Here is a 5,204-nt window from a genome sequence, read left to right as displayed (position 1 = left end):
ACGATCTGTAGCTGGTCTGAGAGGACGACCAGCCACACTGGGACTGAGACACGGCCCAGACTCCTACGGGAGGCAGCAGTGGGGAATTTTGGACAATGGACGCAAGTCTGATCCAGCCATGCCGCGTGCGGGAAGAAGGCCTTCGGGTTGTAAACCGCTTTTGTCAGGGAAGAAAAGGTTCTGGTTAATACCTGGGACTCATGACGGTACCTGAAGAATAAGCACCGGCTAACTACGTGCCAGCAGCCGCGGTAATACGTAGGGTGCAAGCGTTAATCGGAATTACTGGGCGTAAAGCGTGCGCAGGCGGTTATGCAAGACAGATGTGAAATCCCCGGGCTCAACCTGGGAACTGCATTTGTGACTGCATAGCTAGAGTACGGTAGAGGGGGATGGAATTCCGCGTGTAGCAGTGAAATGCGTAGATATGCGGAGGAACACCGATGGCGAAGGCAATCCCCTGGACCTGTACTGACGCTCATGCACGAAAGCGTGGGGAGCAAACAGGATTAGATACCCTGGTAGTCCACGCCCTAAACGATGTCAACTGGTTGTTGGGAGGGTTTCTTCTCAGTAACGTAGCTAACGCGTGAAGTTGACCGCCTGGGGAGTACGGCCGCAAGGTTGAAACTCAAAGGAATTGACGGGGACCCGCACAAGCGGTGGATGATGTGGTTTAATTCGATGCAACGCGAAAAACCTTACCTACCCTTGACATGTCTGGAATCCTGAAGAGATTTGGGAGTGCTCGAAAGAGAGCCAGAACACAGGTGCTGCATGGCCGTCGTCAGCTCGTGTCGTGAGATGTTGGGTTAAGTCCCGCAACGAGCGCAACCCTTGTCATTAGTTGCTACGAAAGGGCACTCTAATGAGACTGCCGGTGACAAACCGGAGGAAGGTGGGGATGACGTCAGGTCATCATGGCCCTTATGGGTAGGGCTACACACGTCATACAATGGCCGGGACAGAGGGCTGCCAACCCGCGAGGGGGAGCTAATCCCAGAAACCCGGTCGTAGTCCGGATCGTAGTCTGCAACTCGACTGCGTGAAGTCGGAATCGCTAGTAATCGCGGATCAGCTTGCCGCGGTGAATACGTTCCCGGGTCTTGTACACACCGCCCGTCACACCATGGGAGCGGGTTCTGCCAGAAGTAGTTAGCCTAACCGCAAGGAGGGCGATTACCACGGCAGGGTTCGTGACTGGGGTGAAGTCGTAACAAGGTAGCCGTATCGGAAGGTGCGGCTGGATCACCTCCTTTCTAGATAGATCGCGCCTCGTCAGTACCTCGGTATTGGCAGAGCAAGATCACACTAAAGAGCGAAAGCTCAAGCACTTTGCTTTAAGCGCCCACACTTATCGGCTGCACACAACAGTGAGTGAAATTGCGTGAGCCTGTTGAGCTGGCCTCGACAGGCTGACGACAACAACAGAGTTCATGCGCATGGTTCGCGTGGGTCTGTAGCTCAGTCGGTTAGAGCACCGTCTTGATAAGGCGGGGGTCGCTGGTTCGAATCCAGCCAGACCCACCACGGCAAATCGTCAGATTTGAACCCGGGGGATTAGCTCAGCTGGGAGAGCACCTGCTTTGCAAGCAGGGGGTCGTCGGTTCGATCCCGTCATCCTCCACCAGTTTCATTCATTCAGTTGGTAAACCTTAGCGAATAGCATTGTTCGCTGAGGTTTACCAGCTCTGGTCTGCAAAGATCGGCTGTTGTTCTTTAACAATTTGTAGAGTCGAATCAGCGCTGCTAGCGGAAAGCAAGATCTCGTAAAGGGGATTGAGCACCGTGCCGCTAGCAGCATTTTGATTGCGTCAAACATAGACTTCAACTAAGCAAGAAATTGATTAGGTATGAAGAACGGCGTAACGCGTGAATACTCAAATAACACACGAATGAAACAAGATTCGTGTGAGTCCTTGACGACAGTGCAGTCAGCGCTGTCAAAGTTATAGGGTCAAGTGACTAAGTGCATGTGGTGGATGCCTTGGCGATTACAGGCGACGAAGGACGTGATAGCCTGCGATAAGCTTCGGGGAGCTGGCAAATTAGCTTTGATCCGGAGATTTCCGAATGGGGAAACCCACTCCGCAAGGAGTAACTCTGACTGAATACATAGGTCATTGTGGCGAACCGGGTGAACTGAAACATCTCAGTAGCTCGAGGAAAAGACATCAACCGAGATTCCGAAAGTAGTGGCGAGCGAAATCGGAGTAGCCCTCGCGTTTTAGCAGTTTGTATATCAGAACGGAATGGAAAGTCCGGCCACAGCGGGTGATAGCCCCGTATGAGAAATGCAGATTGTGGAACTAGGCGCGAATAGAGTAGGGCGGGACACGTGAAATCCTGTCTGAATATGGGGGGACCATCCTCCAAGGCTAAATACTCGTAATCGACCGATAGTGAACAAGTACCGTGAGGGAAAGGCGAAAAGAACCCCGGGAGGGGAGTGAAATAGATCCTGAAACCGCATGCATACAAAAAGTAGGAGCCCGTAAGGGTGACTGCGTACCTTTTGTATAATGGGTCAGCGACTTACATTCAGTGGCGAGGTTAACCGAATAGGGAAGCCGTAGAGAAATCGAGTCCGAATAGGGCGAATAGTCGCTGGGTGTAGACCCGAAACCAAGTGATCTATCCATGGCCAGGATGAAGGTACCGTAACAGGTGCTGGAGGTCCGAACCGACTAGTGTTGCAAAACTAGCGGATGAGCTGTGGATAGGGGTGAAAGGCTAAACAAACTTGGAAATAGCTGGTTCTCTCCGAAAACTATTTAGGTAGTGCCTCAAGTATTACCATCGGGGGTAGAGCACTGTTTAGGCTAGGGGGTCATGGCGACTTACCAAACCTATGCAAACTCCGAATACCGATGAGTACAGCTTGGGAGACAGAGCACCGGGTGCTAACGTCCGGACTCAAGAGGGAAACAACCCAGACCGCCAGCTAAGGTCCCCAAAATTGGCTAAGTGGGAAACGAAGTGGGAAGGCTAAAACAGTCAGGATGTTGGCTTAGAAGCAGCCATCATTTAAAGAAAGCGTAATAGCTCACTGATCGAGTCGTCCTGCGCGGAAGATGTAACGGGGCTAAGCCAGTTACCGAAGCTGCGGATGTGCAATTTATTGCACGTGGTAGGAGAGCGTTCTGTAAGCCTGTGAAGGTGGGTTGTGAAGCCTGCTGGAGGTATCAGAAGTGCGAATGCTGACATGAGTAGCGTTAAAGGGGGTGAAAAGCCCCCTCGCCGAAAGCGCAAGGTTTCCTACGCAACGTTCATCGGCGTAGGGTGAGTCGGCCCCTAAGGCGAGGCAGAGATGCGTAGCTGATGGGAAACAGGTCAATATTCCTGTACCGATCAATAGTGCGATGTGGGGACGGAGAAGGTTAGCTCAGCCAACTGTTGGATATGTTGGTTCAAGCGTGTAGTCGTATCCCTTAGGCAAATCCGGGGGAATTAGATGAGGCGTGATAACGAGTCTGCTTGCAGACGAAGTGAGTGATACCCTGCTTCCAAGAAAAGCCACTAAGCTTCAGCTATTGACGACCGTACCGCAAACCGACACTGGTGCGCGAGATGAGTATTCTAAGGCGCTTGAGAGAACTCTGGAGAAGGAACTCGGCAAATTGACACCGTAACTTCGGAAGAAGGTGTGCCTTTAGTAGGTGAGCCATTTACTTGGTAAGCCCAATGAGGCCGCAGAGAATCGGTGGCTGCAACTGTTTATTAAAAACACAGCACTCTGCAAAGACGAAAGTCGACGTATAGGGTGTGACTCCTGCCCGGTGCTGGAAGATTAAATGATGGGGTGCAAGCTCTTGACTGAAGTCCCAGTAAACGGCGGCCGTAACTATAACGGTCCTAAGGTAGCGAAATTCCTTGTCGGGTAAGTTCCGACCTGCACGAATGGAGTAATGATGGCCACACTGTCTCCTCCAGAGACTCAGCGAAGTTGAAATGTTTGTGATGATGCAATCTCCCCGCGGAAAGACGGAAAGACCCCATGAACCTTTACTGTAGCTTTACATTGGACTTTGAACAGATCTGTGTAGGATAGGTGGGAGGCTTTGAAACCAGGACGCTAGTTTTGGTGGAGCCAACGTTGAAATACCACCCTGGTGTGTTTGAGGTTCTAACCTTGGCCCGTTATCCGGGTCGGGGACAGTGTATGGTGGGCAGTTTGACTGGGGCGGTCTCCTCCCAAAGTGTAACGGAGGAGTTCGAAGGTACGCTAGTTACGGTCGGAAATCGTGACGATAGTGCATTGGCATAAGCGTGCTTGACTGCGAGACTGACAAGTCGAGCAGGTACGAAAGTAGGACAAAGTGATCCGGTGGTTCTGTATGGAAGGGCCATCGCTCAACGGATAAAAGGTACTCTGGGGATAACAGGCTGATACCGCCCAAGAGTTCATATCGACGGCGGTGTTTGGCACCTCGATGTCGGCTCATCTCATCCTGGGGCTGTAGCCGGTCCCAAGGGTATGGCTGTTCGCCATTTAAAGAGGTACGTGAGCTGGGTTTAAAACGTCGTGAGACAGTTTGGTCCCTATCTTCCGTGGGCGCTGCAAGATTGAGAGAGCCTGCTCCTAGTACGAGAGGACCGGAGTGGACGCACCTCTGGTGTATCGGTTGTCACGCCAGTGGCATTGCCGAGTAGCTAAGTGCGGAAGAGATAACCGCTGAAAGCATCTAAGCGGGAAACTCGTCTCAAGATGAGTCTTGCCGGGGCCTTGAGCCCCCTGAAGGGTCGTTCGAGACCAGGACGTTGATAGGCTGGGTGTGGAAGCGCAGTAATGCGTTAAGCTAACCAGTACTAATTGCCCGTGAGGCTTGACCCTATAACTTTGAGAGTCTGTGCAAGCAGCATGTCTCAAGGTGAGTGTTCAAGTTATGTCGTTCTTCGAAGCTACGAAGACGCAATCAAATCAAGCTGATTCCGCTGCAAGTATTAAATACTTGTAGTGTGCAGATTAGGCATCGCCTAAGTTCTGCTGACTCTACGAATTGGGTTTGTTGACCTCGTCAACAGACCAACCAGTCAAGCCTGACGACCATAGCGACTTGGTCCCACTCCTTCCCATCCCGAACAGGACAGTGAAACGAGCCAGCGCCGATGATAGTGCGGATTCCCGTGTGAAAGTAGGTCATCGTCAGGCTATTTACCCCCTCAAAACCCCTCCAGCTCAGGCTGCGAGGGGTTTTGTTTTT

2 tRNA genes and 3 rRNA genes are annotated in these 5,204 nt (G+C 51.9%); all 5 read left to right on the top strand.

The features are described 5' to 3' along the window. Positions 1-1,259: ribosomal RNA gene (locus G1O98_RS36690) — 16S ribosomal RNA — on the top strand; the annotation flags it as partial. Between the two features lie 194 nt (positions 1,260-1,453). Next, positions 1,454-1,530 (top strand) — tRNA-Ile (locus G1O98_RS36685). A 24-nt stretch (positions 1,531-1,554) separates the two neighbouring features. Further along, positions 1,555-1,630, top strand: a tRNA-Ala gene (locus G1O98_RS36680). A 325-nt stretch (positions 1,631-1,955) separates the two neighbouring features. Next, positions 1,956-4,834, top strand: a 23S ribosomal RNA gene (locus G1O98_RS36675). A gap of 205 nt (positions 4,835-5,039) precedes the next feature. Then, positions 5,040-5,152 (top strand): 5S ribosomal RNA (gene rrf, locus G1O98_RS36670). The last annotated feature ends 52 nt before the right edge of the window (positions 5,153-5,204 follow it).

This window comes from Nostoc sp. UIC 10630, assembly GCF_010747425.1.
GTDB lineage: Bacteria > Cyanobacteriota > Cyanobacteriia > Cyanobacteriales > Nostocaceae > Nostoc.
Note: the sequence above shows the minus strand (reverse complement) of the source record. Positions and strands in the feature narration are given on the sequence as shown.